This window comes from Streptomyces sp. TRD_SC_5, assembly GCF_056836825.1.
On the sequence record NZ_JBWZZS010000001.1, the window covers coordinates 3538064 to 3554736 of the forward strand.

Below are 16673 nucleotides of genomic sequence, written 5' to 3' on the forward strand. Positions count from 1 at the left end.
CGCCGTCACCGTCGCGTTGCGGGGGCCTCTGCATGCGCATTTGCTGCGGAATCACGCGCTTGCGACGAAAGCGCCTGCTTCGCAAAGCTCTCCGCCGGTCCGGCCCGCCTTTGTGCATGTGAGTGGATCACCTGAGGGCCGTTAGGATTTCGCCCATGGCGGCCACTGGATCCGAGAAGCAGGGGACGAGCGAAGGCGTAAAGGCCTTCTACGTATCGACCCCCATTTACTACGTCAACGACGCTCCTCACCTGGGCCACGCCTACACGACCGTTGCAGGGGACGTGCTCACGCGCTGGCACCGTCAGCGCGGCGAGAAGGTGTGGTACCTCACCGGCACGGACGAGCACGGTCAGAAGATCATGCGCACTGCCGAGGCGAACGGGGTCTCGCCCCAGGAGTGGTGCGACAAGCTCGTCGAGGAGGCATGGAAGCCCCTCTGGGAGCACCTGAACATCGCGAACGACGACTTCATCCGTACGACGGAGAAGCGGCACACGGACCGTGTGCAGGAGTTCGTGCAGGACCTGTACGACAAGGGCGAGATCTACAAGGGCGGGTACGAAGGCCCGTACTGCGTGGGCTGCGAGGAGTACAAGCTTCCCGGTGATCTCATCGAGGCGGAGGACGGCACGAAGCTGTGTCCGGTCCACAAGAAGCCGGTGGAGATCCTGAAGGAGGAGAACTACTTCTTCAAGCTGAGCGAGTACGGACCGAAGCTGCTGGAGTTCTACGAGGCGAACCCCGGCTTCATCCAGCCGGAGTCGGCCCGTAACGAGGTCCTGAACTTCGTGAGGCAGGGCCTCCAGGACCTCTCGATCTCGCGCTCGACGTTCGACTGGGGCATCCCGGTCCCGTGGGACGAGAAGCACGTCATCTATGTGTGGGTCGACGCGCTCCTCAACTACGCCACCGCGGTCGGCTACGGCGCGGACCAGGCGAAGTTCGACATGACGTTCCCGGCCAACGTCCACCTGGTCGGCAAGGACATCCTGCGCTTCCACGCGATCATCTGGCCCGCGATGCTGATGGCGCAGGGCCTTCCGGTCCCGGGCCGGGTGGCGGCGAACGGCTGGCTGATGGTCGGCGGCGAGAAGATGTCGAAGTCGAACCTGACCGGCATCAAGCCGCAGGACCTGACCTCCCACTTCGGCGTGGACGCCTACCGCTGGTACTTCCTGCGGGCGATCGCCTTCGGGCAGGACGGGTCGTTCTCGTGGGAGGACTTCAGCGCCCGCTACACGAGCGAGCTCGCGAACGACTTCGGCAACCTCGCGTCGAGGGTGGCCGCGATGGTCGGCAAGTACTTCGGCGGCACGCTGCCGGAGGCGACGGCGGCCGGTGACGCGGAGACGGCGGTGCACGACGGCCTGGCGAAGGCGGTCGCGGAGGCCGACCGGAAGATCGGCGAGGAGGTCGACTTCCAGGGCGGCATCCTGGCGATCTTCGACTTCGTGAAGCAGGTCAACGGCTACATCACGGAGCAGGAGCCGTGGAAGGTCGCGAAGGACGAGTCGCCGGAAGGCCAGGCACGCCTCGCAACGATCCTCTATACGGCGGCGGAGTCACTGCGCGCGATGGCCGTACTGCTGAACCCGGTCATGCCGGAGACCTCGCAGAAGCTGTGGGATTCCCTGGGCGCGGAGGCGCCCTTGGGCGCCCTGGCCGACCAGCCGCTCCAGGATGCGGCCAGGTGGGGCCGGCTCCCGGCGGGCGCGACGGTGACGAAGGGCGCGGTGCTGTTCCCCCGCCTGGAGGACCCGAAGAAGGCGTAGGCGCAGGACGTCGACGCGGGCGTAGCCGCAAAGCGTCGGCGCAGGACGTCGACGCAAGACGTCGGCACGGGCGCAAGGCGTAGGCACTAGGGGCCGGGACTGGACAACAGCCCCGGCCCTGGTTGCGTCTGGGGGTTTCGGGCCGTCCCGAGCGCTCGAGTGTCGGTGGGCCGGGGCGCCGCGTCAAGGGCGCTCCCTACGGTCGCGTCGCCTGCGGCGATTTCGCTTCGCTCCACCCTTGACCCGCCACCCCGTCCCACCGCTAACGCTCAACAGGGGACGGCCCAAGAAAAAACGCCCTGCACGGGGACTTCGGGAAGGGGCTGGGGTGGGTTCGGTGGCTTGCGGGTCGGTGGGTGGGGCGCAGACGGTCTTGGGGGCGGCTCGGCCCCAGTCTCAGCGTGTGCGGCGACGGCCGTTGGTGCACCATCCCCAAACCAGACGCACACGAACACCCACGCCGGTGGACGGCCGACCGCCCGGGCCGACCTGCGGACTGATGTCTGCGCGGGCGGGGCGCGACAGTTGAATGGGGCGACTCGGGCGGGTTCGGCGTCCACCCCGGCTGGTGGTCGGCTGAGGTGCAAGCACGTGGCTGGGCTTGGTGGGTGGAAGGGCACCCATGAGCGAGTAGTCCTGTCGACGGTCGAGGCCGGGGCGGATGTCCCGGCCGGTGGGGCCGTTGTCGGCTGGAAGTTCCGCTCGGCCCGGACAACGGCTCAGGTCGCTTACGGGATCGTGTACGGACGTTCGTTGTTGGTGAGCTGCGGTCTCCGATTGCGACGAACTCGACACGTGGGGAATCTCAACGCCCCTCACGCCTCACTCGTCACAGCCGTTGCGCTTCCGGCCATCGCGGGAGCGTTTCGACCCACGGCGGCAGGGACGTCGGTCAGGCCGAGCGCGGCGGCTGTACCCAGTCGTGCCGCTCGGGTCGCCTCACCTCCGCAGCGACGACGCGTCGCCCATCACCACCACCGGCTTCTTCGCCGGGTCGATCGTCCGAAGCAAGTGCTTCATCACGTTCTTGTCGAAGGAGACGCAGCCCTGCGTCGGCCCCTCGTGGTCCACGTGCAGCCAGATCCCGCCTCCTCTGCCCGCGCCCAGCGGGCGCGTCCAGTCCAAGGGTGTGGTGCCGGGCTTGCGGTTGTAGTTGATGGCGATGACATAGTCGAAGGAGCCCTCCAGGGGCTCCCCCTCCGAGCCCGTTCCGCGGGCGGTGAAGGCGGAGCCCGTGTCGTACGTCAGCTTCGTACCGGGGTCGGGGAGCAGGCCGCCCGCGTCGGTGAGGGTGAAGACGCCGATCGGGGAGCGCAGGTCCCCCTGGACGTGCTTGTCCGTCCAGCCGCGCACCGCGTTGTGGGTGGGCCAGGAAGTGCCCGCCCGCCAGGCGGAGCCGGGGTGTTCGCGCTCGTAGAGGACCGCCGTACCGCGGTTCTTGTCACGTCCCTCGCCGGTGACGACCAGCGCCTGACGGGTGTCCTCAGGGACCATGCCGCGGGTCTTGGGGCCCAGGCCCGGCAGGTCGACGTGGAGCGGGCGGGGCAGCCTTCCGGGTTCCGGTGCCGCCTTGCCGGCCTTGCCGCCGGATGCCTCGTGCGCGGGGGCGCCGGGCTCGGCAACGCGCGAGGCGTGGTGGGTGGTGGTGCCGCAGCCCGTCGCCAGCAGTGCGGCGGCCGTCAGCAGCGCGGTCAGCGGAGCCATCGTTCGGTTCCGGCACTTCATTTTGTCCCCTTCGTCTTCTTACTGCCGAACGTAAGGGAGCCCAGTACCGTTCCTAAGTTAATTGGCCGTGGTTGGCGGCACGAGAGAAGCATCGAAGAAGGGGCCCGGAACCGATCTGCCGATCGGTTCCGGGCCCCTTCTCCCACCGCATTACTTCTCGGCAGCCGGCTTCCGCAGCTGGATGTTGAGCTCCCGCAGCCGCGCCTCTTCCAGCGTCGTCGGCGCGCCCATCATCAGGTCCTGCGCGTTGCCGTTGAGCGGGAAGGCGATCGTCTCGCGGATGTTCGGCTCGTCGGCCAGCAGCATCACGATGCGGTCGATGCCCGGGGCGATGCCACCGTGCGGCGGGGCGCCGAACTCGAAGGCGCGCAGCATGCCCGCGAACTCGCGCTCCACGGTCTCCTTGGAGTAGCCCGCGATCTCGAACGCCTTGAACATCAGCTCCGGCTCATGGTTCCGGATCGCGCCCGAGGACAGCTCGACGCCGTTGCAGACGATGTCGTACTGCCAGCCCAGGACGTCCAGCGGGTCCTGCGTCTCCAGGGCCTCCAGGCCGCCCTGCGGCATCGAGAAGGGGTTGTGCGAGAAGTCGATCTTGCCGGTCTCCTCGTCCTTCTCGTACATCGGGAAGTCGACGATCCAGCAGAAGCGGAACACGCCCTCCTCGAAGTGACCCGCCCTGCGAGCCGCCTCGACCCGGACCGCCGACATGATCTTGGAGACCTCGTCGAACTCGCCCGCGCCGAAGAAGATCGCGTGGCCGGGGGCCAGCGACAGGCGCTCCGTGAGGACCTTGACGTTCTCCTCGGTGAGGAACTTGGCGATCGGGCCGGTGAGTGAACCGTCCTCGGCTACGCGCACCCAGGCCAGGCCCTTCGCGCCGTGCTCGACCGCGTAGTCGCCGAGGCCGTCGAAGAACTTGCGGGACTGGCCCGCCGTGTCCGGCACCGGCAGCGCGCGCACGTGCTTGCCGGCGAAGGCCTTGAACTCCGAGCCGGCGAAGACGTCGGAGATGTCGACGAGCTCAAGCTTGGCGCGCAGGTCGGGCTTGTCGTTGCCGTACTTCAGCATCGCCTCGCGGAAGGGGATGCGGGGGAAGGGTGACGTGACGTGGCGGCCGTTGCCGAACTCCTCGAAGAGCTCGGTCATCAGCTTCTCGATCGGCTGGAAGACGTCCTCCTGCTCGACGAAGGACATCTCCACGTCGAGCTGGTAGAACTCGCCCGGCGAGCGGTCCGCGCGGGCGTCCTCGTCGCGGAAGCACGGCGCGATCTGGAAGTAGCGGTCGAAGCCCGAGATCATCAGCAGCTGCTTGAACTGCTGCGGGGCCTGGGGGAGCGCGTAGAACTTGCCGGGGTTGAGGCGGGACGGGACTACGAAGTCGCGGGCGCCCTCGGGGGACGTCGCCGTCAGGATCGGCGTCGCCATCTCGTTGAAGCCGAGCGCCGTCATCTTGTGACGGATGGCCGAGATGACGGCCGTACGCAGCATGATGTTGCGGTGCATGCGCTCGCGGCGCAGGTCCAGGAAGCGGTACTCCAGGCGGCGCTCCTCGCCGACCCCGTCGTCCGTGTTGATCTGGAACGGCAGCTGCTGCGACGCCCCCAGCAGCTCCACCTCCCCGACCTCGACCTCGATCTCGCCGGACGGCAGCTCCGGGTTGATGTTGTCGGCGCCGCGCGAGACGACCTTGCCGTCGACGCGGACGACGGACTCCTTGCCGACCTTGTCGAGGGCCTCGTACGCGGGGGTGCCGGGGCGGGCGACGAGCTGCGTGATGCCGTAGTGATCGCGCAGATCGATGAAGAGGATGCCGCCCAGGTCTCGACGATTGTGCAGCCAGCCGCTCAGCCGGACGTCGGTGTCGACGTCAGAGGCGCGGAGCTCGCCGCAGGTGTGGGACCTGTACCGATGCATCGTCGTTCATCCAGCCTTCGGGATTCGGGGTGTGTCGGAGCACCCAAGGTTACCGCCCGGCGCATCCCCTTTTATTTGCCGTACGGGACTCGCTCCGCCGGGCTCGGACGGCCGCCGCTGCCGCGACCTGTAAAGATGAACGAATGCGTACCGAGGACATCCTGGCCGCCATCGCGACCGGCCTGTGGCGCTGGGACAACGCATCCGGGGTCGTCACCCTTGACGCGGAGGCCGCCCGGCTGCTCGGGCTGCCCGCCGAGCCCGTGGTACTTCCGGAGGCCGCCGTACGCTCCCGTTTCCACCCCGTCGACTGGAACGAGATCAGCGGGGTCGTGAACCTCGCGGTCGCCGAGGGCACTCTGGCCGAGGCCCGGCTCCGGATCATGGATACGGAAGGACGGCTGCTCAGGACCGTACGCAGCCGCTCCAAGCCGTTCGTCGACGGCAACGACTACCAGCTCGTCGGCACCCTCCAGGAAGTCGCCGAGCCGCAGCCCGGCGACGCCGCCCACACCCCCGTCACCGGCGACTGGCGCCGCTCCCGCGAGGCGTTCCTGCTGGACGCGGGGCGCGCGCTCGCGGAAGCCCGGTCCACCACCGAGGTGCTGCGGGTCGCCGCCTCCCTGTCCATGCCGGGGTTCTCGCCGGACAGCCTCGCCGTCTTCGGCTCCTCGGGCGGCCGGATCACGGTCATGGGACACCACGGGTACGGACCGGAAGACGGCCTGCCGTTCGCCGACATGCTGCTGGCCACGGACCATCCGGCCTCCGAGGTCGTACGTACAGGGCGGGCCATCTATCTGCCGTCCCCCGAGGAGTACAGCCGCCGCTACCCGGCCGGCCGCCCCCTCGCCCACAACCCCGAGCGCCGCTCCTGGGCCTTCGTCCCGCTGACGGTGGCCGGGCGCACCATGGGGGCCTGGATGGCGGGCTTCGCGCATCCCGTGGCGTTCACCCCCGACGAGCGGTCCGTACTGACCACGGTCGCCAGGATGCTCGCCCAGGCCCTGGAGCGGGCCTCGGTCGCCGAGAACGAACGCGAGCTGTCGCTCGGCCTCCAGCGGTCGATGATGCCGACGCTGGGGCCGGAGATCCCCGGCATGACGGTGGCCGCGCGGTACGTGCCGACCGGCGGCGGGCTCCAGGTCGGTGGCGACTGGTACGACATGATTCCGCTGCCCAGCGGACGAATAGCCCTGGTCATCGGCGACGTACAAGGGCACGACGTACGGGCCGCCGGGCTCATGGGCCAGCTCCGCATCGCCCTGCGCGCGTACGCCTCCGAGGGCCACCGCCCGGACGCGGTCCTCTCCCGCGCGTCCCGCTTCCTGCACGGCATCACCGACACCTACGCCCCCGAGGACCACTCCAGCCCCCGCTTCGCGACCTGCCTCTACATCGAGGCCGACCCGGCCACCGGCCTGCTCGACATCGCCCGCGCGGGCCACCCGGAACCGGCCGTGCGCCTCAGCGACGGGACGGTACTGGTCAGGCCCACAGCCGGCGGGCTGCCGCTGGGCATCGTCCCGGACACGGACTATCCGACGACTCGGCTCGTCCTCGAACCGGGCGAGACGATCATGATCTGTACGGACGGTCTCATCGAGACCGGCGGCCACGACCTGGACACCGGCTGGGCCAGGCTCCGCCAGATCATGGAGGAGCACACCGGCGACAGCCTGGAAAAGCTCGCCGACGCCCTCGTATCGGGCGTGCACGGCCCCTCCTCGCACCACACCACGGGCCCGCTCGTGGACCGCCGCGAGGACGACATAGCGGTACTCCTCCTGTGCCGCGAGGGCGTCGGCTGCGGCTGCGGCCCCGGCTCCACGGTGACGACGGCCCCGGTGCGGCGTACGGCGCTGACCGTGGCCCAGGCCGAGCCGGAACGTATCTCCACCGCCCGGCAGCAGCTACGGGACCTGCTGCACGACTGGACGGACGAGGAGCAGCTCGACGCGGCCGTGCTGATGGTCTCCGAGATGGTCACCAACGTCCTGGTGCACACGGACGGCGACGCGCTGCTGATCGCCGAGGCGACGGGCGAGCCGGGTGTACGGCGGCTGAGGGTCGAGGTCACGGACTCCAGCGACGAGCTGCCGCACAAGCGGCGCCCGGGCGAGATGGCGTCCAGCGGGCGCGGCCTGATCCTGATGGAGATGCTCGCGCACACGTGGGGCGTGGACCCGAGGGGCGAGGGCAAGTCGATCTGGTTCGAGCTCTACGAGGACGGCGAGTCCCGAAGCCTTTAGCCCGGCGGGGTTGCGGGCCCGCTGCGCGGCATCGCCCGCAGGGCGCTGGGTACCCCCGGTCCTCAAACGCCGGAGGGGCTGAGAGCTGTCGCGGTGCCAGGAGGGGACGTGCCGGGGCGCGCCCGCAGGGCCACGGTCTCGCATGCACAGTGGCAGGAGGGGACGTGCAGGGGCGCTCCCCGCAGGGCGTTGAACGCAACCACCCCAACGAAAACCGACGTACCCGAACGTTCGACGCCCGAGGAGACGCCCCGGCGCGGCACCGACCCCAACGCCACTGCCCCCCGGCGGACGGAGTCCGGCGCAGCCGCACGAAGCCCGGGAGGCCCCCACGGGCCGACCGGCGCGAGAGCGGCGTCCAGAAACCGCCGCCCCGGCGCGGCACCGACCCCGAACCCCGAAGCCCCCGCAACCCACGCGGCCCCGGCCCCCAGGCGCGCCGTACCGCCGCCGCAGGGGCAAAATGGTCAAAGAGGCGGACGGTCGCGACGCGGTCCCGCCGCCCGTCTCCGCCCGGCTCCGTTCCGCCCCGGGGGGACCACGGAGATCCGCCATGAGCATTCAGAAGTCCGGAACCGACACAGCCGTACTGGCGGACTGCCTGGAGGTGCCGGGCATCGGCTTCCTCCCGGTCAACGCCTTCGTCCTGCTCGCCGACGAACCGGTCGTCGTCGACACGGGCCTCAGCCTCCCCGACCGCAACTTCCTCAACCAGCTCGGCTCGGTCATGGACCCCGCCGACGTCCGCTGGATCTGGCTCACCCACCCCGACCGCGACCACACGGGCGGCCTGTTCGACCTGCTCGTCGCCGCGCCGAAGGCACGCGTCGTGACGACGTTCATCGGCGCCGGAATCATGTCGACCGAGCGGCCCCTGCCGCTGGACCGCGTGTGCCTGGTCAACCCGGGGCAGTCGCTGGACGTGGGCGGCGGCCGTACGCTCCACGCGTTCCGGCCACCGCTGTTCGACAACCCCGCCACCGTCGGCTTCTACGACGACCGGACGCGGACCTGCTTCAGCTCCGACTGCTTCGGCGGGGCCATGCCCAGCGCGGACGCCGCCGTCGGCGGTACGGCCGCCGACCTCGCGCCGGACGACCTGCGCGCCGCCCAACTCCTCTGGGCCACCGTGGACAGTCCGTGGGTCCACACCGTGGACACGGACAAGTACCTCGCCACCGTCCAGCCACTGCGCGCCATGGACGCCGAGACGGTGCTGTGCACCCACCTGCCACCGGCCGCCGGTCTCACCCCGCGGATGCTGGACACGCTCGCCGAGGCCCCCGGCTCCGACCCCTTCGTCGGCCCCGACCAGCAGGCGCTCGAACAGATGCTCGCAAGCTTCGAGCCGTCGCCCGACGGCGCGGTTCCGCCACAGGCCATGTGAGACGGCCCGCTAGGGCCGCGGACCGCCACCACCGGGCGCGCCGCCACCACCGGGCGCGGTTCGCTCGTACTCCCCGCGACGCATTTCCCCGATCACCCCGAAGACGGCCGCCGTCAACGGCACGGCGAGCAGCATCCCGAGGATGCCGGCGACGGACGCCCCGGCGGTGATCGCGAGCATCACCACGGCCGGGTGCATCTGGACGGTCCGGCTCTGGATCACGGGCTGCAGGATGTGCCCCTCCAGCACCTGTACGGCCAGTACGACCCCGAACGCCCACAGCGCGATCACGAATCCCCGGTCGGCGAGCGCGACGAGCACCGCGACCGCGCCGGAGATGAACGCGCCCAGGTAGGGGATGTACGCGCCGACGAAGACCAGCGCCCCGAGGCCGACCGCGCCCGGCACCCGCAGGACCAGCAGTCCGATGGTGATGAGGATGGCGTCGATCAGCGCGATGAACGTCGTACCGCGCATGAAGCCCTCGACGGCCTCGAACGCGCGGCGGCCCATCGCTTCGACGGTCTCGCCCGTCGAGCCGGGCGCGAGCGACCGGAGGGTGTCGGCGGCCTTGTCCGAGTCCCGGAGGAAGAAGAAGATCAGCAGCAGCGCCAGGACGGCGACCGCGAGCATCTCCCCGACGACGCTCAGCCCGGTGATCACCCCGGACGCCGCGGTCCCGCCGAACTTCCCGAGCAGCTCCTTGGCGTTCTTGGCCACGTCGTCCAGGGATGTGCCGGCCGCCCCGAGGTGCCGGGTCAGATCCTCGGCGGCCCGCCGGAGCGAGTCGAGGATCTGGTCGCCGTTCTCGACGAGCGCGCTGACGACGATGTACGAGGCGCCGCCCACGACGGCGACCACCGCGACGCAGGTGAGCAGGGCGGCGAGCGACCGGTTCAGCCCCGTCTTGACGAGCTGCCGGTGCAGGGGCCCGAGCAGCGCGGTCCCCAGGATGGCGAGCAGGACGGGCGTGACGGCGGTCTGGAAGGTGACGCACAGCCAGACCCCGACCGCGGCGACCCCGGTGACGAGCAGGGCGACGACACACCAGGCGGCTACCCGGCGCGCGAACTCGGGGAGGAGCGGCTGAGTCGTCTGCACCGCCCCAGCCGATCACGGACTTCGCGGGCCGGCCCGCCGGAGGGGCCCGCCCGGGTGACTGACCGTCAACCGGGCGGTTGGGACGGTTGTTTCACTCGCCCATGCCGTGCACGGCCGGGATGGTGCCGAGACGGCCCCGCTGGAAGTCGTCGAAGGCACGCTTCAGCTCTTCCTGCGTGTTCATCACGAACGGCCCGTAGTGCGCCATCGGCTCGCGGATCGGCTGCCCGCCGAGGAGGACGACCTCCAGGTCCGGGGTGTTGGAGTCCTGGTGCTCGTCCGCGCGTACGGTCAGCGAGCCGCCGTCGCCGAAGACCGCGGTCTGGCCCTTGTGGACGGGACGGCGGTCCGTACCGACGGCGCCGCGCCCGGCCAGGACGTACGCCAGGCCGTTGAAGTCCGCACGCCAGGGCAGCGTGATCTCCGCACCCGGGCGCAGGGTCGCGTGGATCATCGTGATCGGGGTGTGGGTGATGCCGGGGCCGTCGTGGCCGTCCAGCTCACCCGCGATGACGCGGAGCAGCGCGCCGCCGTCGGCCGACGTCAGCAGCTGCACCTGACCGCCGCGGATGTCCTGGTAGCGGGGCGCCATCATCTTGTCGGAGGCCGGCAGGTTGACCCACAGCTGAAGGCCGTGGAACAGGCCGCCCGACATGACCAGCGACTCCGGCGGCGCCTCGATGTGGAGCAGCCCCGAGCCGGCGGTCATCCACTGGGTGTCGCCGTTGCGGATGGTCCCGCCACCGCCGTTGCTGTCCTGATGAACAAACGTTCCGTCAATCAGGTACGTGACCGTCTCGAAGCCGCGGTGGGGGTGCCAGGGGGTGCCTTTCGGCTCCCCGGGCTGATACTCCACCTCGCCCATCTGATCCATCATGATGAACGGGTCGAGGTACTTGTAGTTGATGCCGGCGAAGGCACGGCGTACCGGGAAGCCCTCACCTTCGAAACCGCTCGGAGCGGTCGTGACAGCCAGCACGGGACGCGCTACGGCGTCGCTCGGGGCGGCAACCTTCGGCAGGGTCAGCGGGTTCTCAATGGTTACTGCGGGCATGGCGGGCCTCCTTGTACGTCTACTTTAGTTGAACGTAGAACTTCCTGCCACAGGCAACGACAAACGCCCGGGAGGAATTCCCCCGGGCGTCTCCTTTACGAGCACCGCTTCTCGCGTGCCGCAGGTCCCTACTTGTTGATCTCGTCGATGCAGAGCACGAACTGCTTGCCCGAGCTGCGCCGGCCGGTCTGCTGCTCCTCGTAGCCGATGTCCGACTTGCCCTCGCACTTCGAGGTCTCCAGCGTGTCGGGTATCACCTCGACGACCTTGTACTTGGCGTCGGCGCCCCCGCACTCCACCACCTGGAGGTCGGGGCTCAGCTGGGTGCCGTTGTTCTTGAGGCAGTCGCCGGCCTCTGCGTGGTCGGCGTCGTTCTGGCTCGCGAAGTAGCCGACCACGCACATGATCGCGACGATCACACCGGCCACGATCTGGAAGATCTTCTTGAAGCCCAGGCCGCCGCCCCGGGACGGCGGAGCCGGCGCGGGCGGCGCGTTCCACTGCTGCTGGGGCGGGTACGGCTGCTGCTGCGGGTACGGCTGCTGCTGCTGCTGCTGCTGCTGCGGGTAGCCGTAGCCCGGCTGGGGCGGATAGCCCTGCTGCGGGGGCTGCTGCCCCTGCGGGTAGGGCTGACCGTACGGGCCGGGGCCCTGCTGCGGCGGATAGGTCATGCGGAATTTCCCCCGTGACGTCGCGAGTGCTTGGCGTGAGCACGCTATGACATCACACCGGCACTCCCCCATCGGGGTGGCCCCGAACGCCGACCGCAGGAGCGGCGAACGCCCGCTCAGCCGTCTGCGCGGCAATGGCGTCTAGCCGTACATCCGCCGCATCGCGAAGTCGACCATCTGCTCCACCGCCTTCGCGTCGAAGACCATCCGGTGCTCGCCCTCCATGTCGAGGACGAAGCCGTACCCGGTCGGCAGCAGGTCGATCACCTCCGCTCCGGTGATCACGAAGTACTTGGACTCCTTGCCCGCGTACTTACGCAGCTCCTTGAGCGAGGTGAACATCGGGATCACCGGCTGCTGGGTGTTGTGCAGCGCGAGGAATCCCGGGTTGTCGCCGCGCGGGCAGTAGACCTTCGACGTGGCGAAGATCTGCTGGAAGTCCTCGACGGACAGCGTTCCGGTGGTGAAGGCGCGCACCCCGTCGGCGAGCGAAGGCGGCGACGGCTCCGGGTAGAGCGGCTGCTCCCCGTAGCCGCCCTGGGGCGGAGGCTGCGGCGGCGCGTACTGCTGCTGCTGTCCACCCTGGTTCTGGTCGTAGCCGTACATGCGCGCAAGCCTACTGAGTCACAAACCTCCGGAAGGGGTTGCACCTTATTACCGACGGGTAGCATCATCGTAGCTACTGAGTAGTAGTAGATGTACGAGGAACCTGCCTCCCGATCCTTAACGGAGCCGTTGCCATGGGTCACTACAAGTCGAACCTCCGCGACATCGAGTTCAACCTCTTCGAGGTACTCGGCCGCGACAAGCTGTACGGCACCGGCCCGTTCGCGGAGATGGACGTCGAGACCGCCAAGAGCATCCTCGACGAGATCGCCCGCCTCGCGGAGAACGACCTCGCCGCATCCTTCGAGGACGCCGACCGCAACCCGCCGGTCTTCGACCCGGCCACCAACACCGCGCCCGTACCGGCGTCCTTCAAGAAGAGCTACCAGGCCTTCATGGACAGCGAGTACTGGCGCCTCGGCCTCCCCGAGGAGATCGGCGGCACCACTTCCCCCCGCTCGCTGATCTGGGCGTACGCGGAGCTGCTGCTCGGCGCCAACCCCGCCGTCTGGATGTACTCCTCGGGCCCGGCCTTCGCCGGTGTGCTCTTCGAGGAGGGCAACGACGCGCAGAAGAAGATCGCGAAGATCGCCGTCGACAAGCAGTGGGGCTCGACGATGGTCCTGACCGAGCCGGACGCCGGTTCGGACGTCGGCGCCGGCCGCACGAAGGCGATCAAGCAGGAGGACGGCTCCTGGCACATCGAGGGCGTGAAGCGCTTCATCACGTCCGGCGAGCACGACATGTCGGAGAACATCCTTCACTACGTGCTGGCGCGCCCCGAGGGCGCCGGACCGGGCACCAAGGGCCTGTCCCTCTTCCTCGTCCCGAAGTACGAGTTCGACTGGGAGACCGGCGAGCTGAGCGCCCGCAACGGCGCGTACGCCACGAACGTCGAGCACAAGATGGGCCTCAAGGCGTCCAACACGTGCGAGATGACCTTCGGCGACCAGCACCCCGCCAAGGGCTGGCTGATCGGTGACAAGCACGACGGCATCCGCCAGATGTTCATGATCATCGAGTTCGCCCGGATGATGGTCGGCACGAAGGCGATCGCGACGCTCTCGACGGGCTACCTCAACGCCCTCGAGTACGCCAAGGAGCGCGTCCAGGGCCCGGACCTCGCCAACTTCATGGACAAGACCGCGCCCAAGGTCACCATCACGCACCACCCCGACGTACGTCGCTCGCTCATGACGCAGAAGGCGTACGCCGAGGGCATGCGCGCCCTGGTCCTGCACACCGCGTCCGTCCAGGACGAGATCGCGGCGAAGGAGGCCGCGGGTGAGGACACCAAGGCGCTCGTCGCCATGAACGACCTCCTCCTGCCGATCGTCAAGGGCTACGGCTCCGAGAAGTCGTACGAGCAGCTGGCGCAGTCGCTCCAGACGTTCGGCGGCTCCGGGTACCTCCAGGAGTACCCGATCGAGCAGTACATCCGCGACGCGAAGATCGACACCCTCTACGAGGGCACGACCGCGATCCAGGGCCAGGACTTCTTCTTCCGGAAGATCGTCCGCAACCAGGGCGCCGCACTGAACTCGCTGGCCGAGGACATCAAGAAGTTCCTCGCGGTCGGCACCGGCGGCGAGGAGCTGGCCGGGGCCCGCGACACGCTCGCCAAGGCGGCCGTGGATCTGGAGGCGATCGTCGGCGCGATGCTGACCGACCTCGCGGCCACCGAGCAGGACGTCAAGTCCATCTACAAGGTCGGCCTCAACACCACCCGCCTGCTGATGGCCTCCGGTGACGTCGTCGTCGGCTACCTGCTGCTCAAGGGCGCGGCCGTGGCGGCCGAGAAGCTGCCTACCGCGTCCCCGAAGGACGTGCCCTTCTACACGGGCAAGATCGCGGCGGCGAAGTTCTTCGCCGCGAACGTCCTGCCGGGCGTCGGTGTCGAGCGCGCCCTGGCCGAGTCCGTGGACCAGTCCCTGATGGAGCTGGACGAAGCGGCCTTCTAGTCCACTGCGAAACCCTCTGGTGACGGGCCGGGCACTTTGTGCCCGGCCCGTTGTCAGTGCCCGCTGTCAGTGGCCCGTGCGACTCTTGACGGCATGAGTTCCATGGAACCCCGCAGGGGTGGCTATTCCGTCCCGGCCGGCCGACCGTACGCGCTCAGTGAGCTGCGCGGAAAGCTCGGCTCTGTGGGTGACCAGATCGGCGACCTGTACGACGGCTCACACCCGCTGGAGTACGAACCGATCGCCGACACCCTGTACGTGGCCTTCAAGACGGCCGCCGACCTCGCCCCCGTCAAGAGCTACACCGGCTGCCACCTGCACCCCAACGGCGCGATCGACCCCGAGGCGCCCACCGGCTGGGGCCGCTGTCTGCTCTGCAACGACCGCCGCCGCCGCGGCGAGCGCAGCGTCCCCGCCCCGGCCGAGCAGCGCCGCCTCGGCTACCCCGTGCCGGACCCGCCGTACACCCTGGACGTACTCAAGGGGTACGTCCAGCGGGTCAACGACCGCGCGTTCGCGGTCACGGTCTCCTCCCCCGGCGAGGAGTTCGTGGAGCTCGCGGACACCCTGCACCGCGCCTTCATCGTGGCCCGCGAGCTCTCCCGGCCGCGCAACGCGTCGGGCTGCGCGGAGCATCCCGGCTCCCCCATCGACCCGACCGCGCCGCCCGGCGAGGGCTGCCTGTTCTGCGTGGGCCGCCGCCGGCAGCAGCAGCGGCCGCCCGGCGCCCCGCAGATGCTGCCGCAGGTGCGCCGCGGTGAACGCCGGACGATACAGCGCCGTTTCGAGCGCCCTCCGGGGCTCTGAACCGACCGGCGCGACCCGTAGTTGACCCTCGTTATGGTGAACCCCATGAGCGCACCCCTCCGCTTCGATCGCGGCCACACCGACGACCTGATGACCTTCCTCGCGGCCAGTCCGACGCCGTACCACGCGGTGGCCAACGCCGCCGAGCGACTGGACAAGGCCGGGTTCCGGCAGGTCGCGGAGACCGATGCCTGGGATGCGACGAGCGGCGGCAAGTACGTGCTGCGCGGTGGGGCGATCATCGCCTGGTACGTCCCGGAGGGCGCGGAGGCGAGCACTCCGTTCCGGATCGTCGGCGGGCACACCGACTCCCCGCACCTGCATGTGAAGCCGCTGCCCGACATGGGCGCCGAAGGCTGGCGCCAGATCGCCGTCGAGATCTACGGCGGGACGCTCCTCAACACCTGGCTCGACCGCGACCTGGGCATCGCGGGCCGGCTGACGCTGCGCGACGGCTCGTACCGCCTGGTCAACATCGACCGGGCGCTGCTGCGCGTACCGCAGCTGGCCGTGCACCTGGACCGGTCGGTGAACACCGAGGGCCTCAAGCTCGACAAGCAGCGCCACATGCAGCCCATCTGGGGCCTGGGCGATGTCCACGAAGGTGACCTGATCCGCTTCCTGGAGGAGGAAGAGGGCCTCGCCGAGGGCGACGTCGCCGGCTGGGACCTGATGGCCCACAGCATCGAGCGGCCCTCCTACCTCGGCCGCGACCGCGAGCTGGTGGCAGGCCCGCGCATGGACAACCTGATCTCCGTGCACGCGGGAGTCGCGGCCCTGTCAGCAGCAGCCACCGCGAACGGACCGATCCCGTACATTCCGGTGCTCGCCGCCTTCGACCACGAAGAGAACGGTTCGCAGTCGGACACGGGCGCCGACGGCCCCCTCCTCGGCAACGTCCTGGAACGTTCGGTCTTCGCACGCGGCGGAAGTTACGACGACAAGGCGCGCGCCTTCGCCGGCACGATCTGCCTGTCGTCCGACACCGGCCACGCCGTGCACCCCAATTACTCCGAACGCCACGACCCGACGCACCACCCGCGCGCCAACGGCGGACCGATCCTGAAGGTCAACGTCAACATGCGGTACGCGACGGACGGCAGCGGCCAGGCGGTGTTCGCGGCGGCCTGCGAGAGGGCGGGTGTGCCGTGGCAGGTCTTCGTGTCGAACAACTCGATGCCGTGCGGCACGACGATCGGCCCGATCACCTCGGCCCGGCACGGCATCCAGACCGTCGACATCGGCGTAGCGATCCTGTCCATGCACAGTGCGCGTGAGCTGTGCGGAGCGGACGACCCGTACCTGCTGGCGAACGCGATGACGGCGTTCCTGCAAGGCTGAACTCCACCTTCACGCATGGCGGTTGAAGGGCCGGGTACGCGAAGGACGTACACCGGTCCGGAACAGCCGGGCCAAC

At 69.5% G+C, this 16673-nt stretch carries 12 protein-coding genes; 6 read left to right on the plus strand and 6 right to left on the minus strand.

Annotated features, from left to right (window positions below; translation table 11 throughout):
• Positions 1 to 155: 155 nt before the first annotated feature.
• Entirely contained in the window at positions 156 to 1775 is a 1620-nt protein-coding gene (metG, locus tag AC1P0E_RS16450) for a methionine--tRNA ligase (protein ID WP_482742916.1), read from the plus strand.
• Positions 1776 to 2714: 939 nt separating this feature from the next.
• Here the strand turns inward: metG and AC1P0E_RS16455 are convergent.
• Together AC1P0E_RS16455 and aspS are read right to left on the minus strand one after the other, a co-directional pair.
• Positions 2715 to 3479 carry a hypothetical protein gene (locus tag AC1P0E_RS16455; protein WP_482742917.1) on the minus strand — a complete coding sequence of 255 codons (765 nt, stop codon included), beginning with the start codon at positions 3477 to 3479 and terminating at the stop codon, positions 2715 to 2717.
• A gap of 171 nt (positions 3480 to 3650) precedes the next feature.
• On the minus strand, positions 3651 to 5417 hold the full coding sequence (gene aspS, locus AC1P0E_RS16460) for an aspartate--tRNA ligase (protein ID WP_482742918.1): 1767 nt from the start codon (positions 5415 to 5417) through the stop codon (positions 3651 to 3653).
• Between the two features lie 143 nt (positions 5418 to 5560).
• On the opposite strand from aspS, the gene AC1P0E_RS16465 reads away from it, so the two are divergent.
• Together AC1P0E_RS16465 and AC1P0E_RS16470 are read left to right on the plus strand one after the other, a co-directional pair.
• Complete coding sequence (locus tag AC1P0E_RS16465) at positions 5561 to 7669, plus strand: SpoIIE family protein phosphatase (RefSeq protein WP_482742919.1); 2109 nt, start codon at positions 5561 to 5563, stop codon at positions 7667 to 7669.
• 553 nt (positions 7670 to 8222) lie between these two features.
• Positions 8223 to 9056: an MBL fold metallo-hydrolase gene (locus tag AC1P0E_RS16470; protein ID WP_482742920.1), complete on the plus strand. Its 834-nt coding sequence runs from the start codon at positions 8223 to 8225 to the stop codon at positions 9054 to 9056.
• A 9-nt stretch (positions 9057 to 9065) separates the two neighbouring features.
• On the opposite strand, the gene AC1P0E_RS16475 is transcribed toward AC1P0E_RS16470, so the two are convergent.
• The 4 genes from AC1P0E_RS16475 to AC1P0E_RS16490 form a co-directional block, all read right to left on the minus strand.
• The gene (locus AC1P0E_RS16475; protein WP_482742921.1) at positions 9066 to 10157 is read right to left on the minus strand and encodes an AI-2E family transporter; all 1092 of its coding nucleotides are present in this window, start codon (positions 10155 to 10157) and stop codon (positions 9066 to 9068) included.
• 91 nt (positions 10158 to 10248) lie between these two features.
• Positions 10249 to 11211 carry a pirin family protein gene (locus AC1P0E_RS16480; protein WP_482742922.1) on the minus strand — a complete coding sequence of 321 codons (963 nt, stop codon included), beginning with the start codon at positions 11209 to 11211 and terminating at the stop codon, positions 10249 to 10251.
• A gap of 128 nt (positions 11212 to 11339) precedes the next feature.
• The gene (locus AC1P0E_RS16485; RefSeq protein WP_482742923.1) at positions 11340 to 11882 is read right to left on the minus strand and encodes an LppU/SCO3897 family protein; all 543 of its coding nucleotides are present in this window, start codon (positions 11880 to 11882) and stop codon (positions 11340 to 11342) included.
• 141 nt (positions 11883 to 12023) lie between these two features.
• Entirely contained in the window at positions 12024 to 12488 is a 465-nt protein-coding gene (locus AC1P0E_RS16490; protein ID WP_215136681.1) for an SseB family protein, read from the minus strand.
• 134 nt (positions 12489 to 12622) lie between these two features.
• On the opposite strand from AC1P0E_RS16490, the gene AC1P0E_RS16495 reads away from it, so the two are divergent.
• The 3 genes from AC1P0E_RS16495 (at position 12623) to AC1P0E_RS16505 (ending at position 16597) form a co-directional block, all read left to right on the plus strand.
• Positions 12623 to 14449 (plus strand): acyl-CoA dehydrogenase, encoded by a 1827-nt coding sequence (locus tag AC1P0E_RS16495; protein WP_482742924.1) that lies wholly within the window; start codon positions 12623 to 12625, stop codon positions 14447 to 14449.
• Between the two features lie 93 nt (positions 14450 to 14542).
• Positions 14543 to 15256, plus strand: a complete 714-nt coding sequence (locus AC1P0E_RS16500) for a hypothetical protein (protein WP_482742925.1) — start codon at positions 14543 to 14545, stop codon at positions 15254 to 15256.
• A 45-nt stretch (positions 15257 to 15301) separates the two neighbouring features.
• Entirely contained in the window at positions 15302 to 16597 is a 1296-nt protein-coding gene (locus tag AC1P0E_RS16505; RefSeq protein ID WP_482742926.1) for a M18 family aminopeptidase, read from the plus strand.
• Positions 16598 to 16673: the final 76 nt, after the last annotated feature.